Raw genomic sequence first — 1,149 nt, 5'->3', positions numbered from 1 at the left:
AATTTGATAATAAAAAATCATTTAGTAATAATGTAGCAACATTGGATTTTGGTGATATTAATTCAGCCTATATTATCAAAGTTGTTAGTAAATATACACCTACATCAGATGGCGAACTAGATATTGCCCAAGGTACTAGTATGAGAACAACTGATAAATATGGTTATTATAATTATGCAGGATATTCAAACTTCATCGTAACTTCTAATGACTCTGGTGGTGGCGACGGTACTGTTAAACCTGAAGAAAAGTTATACAAAATTGGTGACTATGTATGGGAAGACGTTGATAAAGACGGTGTTCAAGGTACAGATTCAAAAGAAAAACCAATGGCAAACGTTTTAGTTACATTAACTTACCCGGACGGTACTACAAAATCAGTAAGAACAGATGCTAAAGGTCATTACGAATTCGGTGGTTTGAAAGACGGAGAAACTTATACAGTTAAATTCGAAACGCCAACTGGATATCTTCCAACAAAAGTAAATGGAACAACTGATGGTGAAAAAGACTCAAATGGTAGTTCTGTAACTGTTAAAATTAATGGTAAAGATGATATGTCTTTAGACACTGGTTTTTATAAAGAACCTAAATATAATCTTGGTGACTATGTATGGGAAGATACTAATAAAGATGGTATCCAAGATGCAAATGAGCCAGGAATCAAAGATGTTAAGGTTACATTAAAAGATAGTACTGGAAAAGTTATTGGTACAACTACTACTGATGCCTCGGGTAAATATAAATTTACAGATTTAGATAATGGTAATTATACTGTTGAATTCGAAACACCAGCAGGTTACACGCCAACGGTTAAAAACACTACAGCTGAAGATAAAGATTCCAATGGTTTAACAACAACAGGTGTCATTAAAGATGCAGATAATATGACATTAGACAGTGGTTTCTATAAAACACCAAAATACAGTTTAGGTGATTATGTTTGGTACGACAGTAATAAAGATGGCAAACAAGACTCAACTGAAAAAGGTATTAAAGATGTGACAGTTACATTGCAAAACGAAAAAGGCGAAGTAATTGGAACAACTAAAACAGATGAAAATGGTAAATATCGTTTCGATAATTTAGATAGCGGTAAATACAAAGTTATTTTTGAAAAGCCTGCTGGCTTAACACAAACAGTTACAA

At 33.0% G+C, this 1,149-nt stretch carries 1 pseudogene; it reads left to right on the top strand.

The window, feature by feature from the left end:
• A pseudogene (gene sdrE / locus IDG60_RS15125) lies at window positions 1–1,149 on the top strand (MSCRAMM family adhesin SdrE); the annotation flags it as partial.

The sequence above is a fragment of the Staphylococcus sp. EG-SA-2 genome (assembly GCF_017152085.1).
The sequence above is the reverse complement of the archived record's forward strand: the minus strand, read 5'-3'. Positions and strand labels throughout refer to the sequence as shown.